The organism is Ruegeria sp. CDSC051 (assembly GCF_059610665.1).
The window spans coordinates 1-2500 of sequence record NZ_JBXWOC010000017.1; the positions used below are offsets into that span (position 1 = coordinate 1).

Sequence of the window (2500 nt, forward strand, 5' to 3'; positions counted from 1 at the left end):
AGTAGGGTTTGAACCTTTGGCCTTCAGGTTATGAGCCTGACGAGGTGAAGACGTTAAGCAATTGATCCAGTGGATCAAATGTAGTCTGAACGGGCTGTGTTGATATTATTCGACCTGGTTGCGGGAGTAGGATTTGAACCTACGACCTTCAGGTTATGAGCCTGACGAGCTACCGGGCTGCTCCATCCCGCGACACTAGGTTGGCCTATCGCTTTCGCTACTTGAGGCCGGGGTCGAATAAGTAATTGTATCATTTAGAGAGAATTGGGATTTTTCTAGGTTTGGCGGTGACCTACTCTCCCGGGGCTTAAGCCCAAGTACCATTGGCGCGGCAGTGCTTAACTTCCGGGTTCGGGATGGGACCGGGTGTTTCACTTGCGCTATGACCACCAAACCGAGGAAAATCCCACGTTGCGACTTGCGTAGCAAGCGCGACGGGTGGCAGGCAGCGTCTTTTGCGTGCAAAAGGCGCGTTGCCACTCGGTAGTGTAATCAATCAACAGTGCCGCTTGGCGCGACACAGCCATCGTTAGTCTAAGGTGTGTATGTTTTTGATTTGTCTTTCCATTACTGGATCAAATCAAGCCTATCGGGCGATTAGTACCGGTCAACTGAACGCATTACTGCGCTTACATCTCCGGCCTATTGACGTGGTGGTCTTCCACGGCCCTCAGGGAGACCTTGTTTTGAGGGGGGCTTCCCGCTTAGATGCCTTCAGCGGTTATCCTGTCCGATCATAGCTACCCTGCACTGCTGCTGGCGCAACAACAGGTCCACCAGTGGATCGTTCACCCCGGTCCTCTCGTACTAGGGGCAACTCCTCTCAAGTCTCCTACACCCACGGCAGATAGGGACCGAACTGTCTCACGACGTTCTAAACCCAGCTCACGTACCTCTTTAAACGGCGAACAGCCGTACCCTTGGGACCTGCTCCAGCCCCAGGATGAGATGAGCCGACATCGAGGTGCCAAACACTGCCGTCGATATGGACTCTTGGGCAGTATCAGCCTGTTATCCCCGGCGTACCTTTTATCCGTTGAGCGATGGCCCTTCCACTCGGGACCACCGGATCACTATGGCCGTCTTTCGACTCTGCTCGACTTGTCAGTCTCGCAGTCAGGCTGGCTTCTGCCATTGCACTCAACGAGCGATTTCCGACCGCTCTGAGCCAACCTTCGCGCGCCTCCGTTACGCTTTAGGAGGCGACCGCCCCAGTCAAACTACCCGCCACGCAGGGTCCCGGATCCGGATAACGGACCGCGGTTAGACATCAAGAGTGCGAAGGGTGGTATCTCAAGGGAGGCTCCACAGAGACTTGCGTCTCTGCTTCAAAGCCCACCACCTATCCTGCACATCACAATCCTGATGCCAGTGCGAAGCTGTAGTAAAGGTGCACGGGGTCTTTCCGTCTAACCGCGGGAAGCCTGCATCTTGACAGGCAATTCAATTTCGCTGAGTCGATGTTGGAGACAGCGGGGAAGTCGTTACGCCATTCGTGCAGGTCGGAACTTACCCGACAAGGAATTTCGCTACCTTAGGACCGTTATAGTTACGGCCGCCGTTTACCTGGGCTTCAATTCAAGGCTCTCACCTCTCCTTTTAACCTTCAGGCACCGGGCAGGCGTCAGACCCTATACGTCGTCTTGCGACTTCGCAGAGCCCTGTGTTTTTAATAAACAGTCGCCACCCCCTGGTTTGTGCCCCCAGCCCCTAGTTGCCTAGGAACCGGGCCTCCTTCTCGCGAACTTACGGAGGTATTTTGCCGAGTTCCTTCAACATCGTTCTCTCAAGCGCCTTGGTATTCTCTACCAGTCCACCTGTGTCGGTTTAGGGTACGGTCTTATAGGAGGGCTATTTCCAGGAACCTCTCAGCAGCCCATTCAATCCGATAAGGATGAACTACCTCTGAGATCCGTCACCACTCCACGGCCTAGGAATATTAACCTAGTTCCCATCGCCTACGCCTTTCGGCCTCGGCTTAGGGGCCGGCTTACCCTGCTCAGATTAGCTTTAAGCAGGAACCCTTGGACTTTCGGCGAGAGTGTCTCTCACACTCTTTGTCGCTACTCATGTCATCATTCTCACTAGTGATCTCTCCACCGGATCGCTCACGCGCCGGCTTCATCGAAAGCCTCTCTCCTCCAATACGCCCGAAGACGTGAAGGAGGAATGAGACTATGTCACACTACGCTCTGCTACCATGCCTTACGGCATCCTAAGCTTCGGCTCATGGCTTGAGCCCCGTTACATCTTCGCCGCAGGACAACTTATTTAGACCAGTGAGCTGTTACGCTATCTTTAAAGGATGGCTGCTTCTAAGCCAACCTCCTGGTTGTTTTGGTCGTCCCACCTGCTTTCCCACTTAGCCATGAATTGGGGGCCTTAGCTGTAGGTCAGGGTTGTTTCCCTCTCCACTACGGACGTTAGCATCCGCAGTGTGTCTGCCATCTAGTACTCCCGGGTATTCGGAGTTTGGTTAGGATCAGTAAGCCTGTGGGGC

The 2500-nt window shown here is 54.1% G+C and carries 1 tRNA gene and 2 rRNA genes (1 of these 3 cut by a window edge); all 3 read right to left on the reverse strand.

Annotated elements, in window-relative coordinates:
* Window positions 1-115 precede the first annotated feature (115 nt).
* Window positions 116-192, reverse strand: a tRNA-Met gene (locus tag AC2FH0_RS20685).
* Between the two features lie 87 nt (window positions 193-279).
* Window positions 280-394: ribosomal RNA gene (gene rrf, locus AC2FH0_RS20690) — 5S ribosomal RNA — on the reverse strand.
* Window positions 395-576: 182 nt separating this feature from the next.
* Window positions 577-2500: ribosomal RNA gene (locus AC2FH0_RS20695) — 23S ribosomal RNA — on the reverse strand (it continues 904 nt past the right edge of the window).